The organism is Pseudomonas sp. AC463 (assembly GCF_979253585.1).
On record NZ_CEEDDZ010000541.1, the window covers coordinates 1 to 277 of the forward strand.

Genomic DNA, 277 nt, shown 5'->3' on the forward strand with positions numbered 1-277 from the left:
GCGCTATGGCGGGTTCGTGCCCGGCATCCGTCCCGGCAAGAACACCGAGAATTACTTCGATTACGTCCTGACGCGGATCACCGTGCTCGGCGCGGCCTATCTGACGATCATCTGCCTGTTGCCGGAATATCTGGTGTCGGCGCTGTCGATCCCGTTCTATCTGGGCGGTACCAGCCTGTTGATCGTCGTGAACGTGACGATGGACACGGTAACGCAGATCCAGTCGCATTTGCTGGCGCACCAGTATGGCGATCTGATCAAGAAGGCGAAGCTGAAG

At 58.5% G+C, this 277-nt stretch carries 1 pseudogene; it reads left to right on the forward strand.

The features are described 5' to 3' along the window. Positions 1-277 (forward strand): annotated as a pseudogene (gene secY / locus AC0IYH_RS31320) (preprotein translocase subunit SecY); the annotation flags it as partial.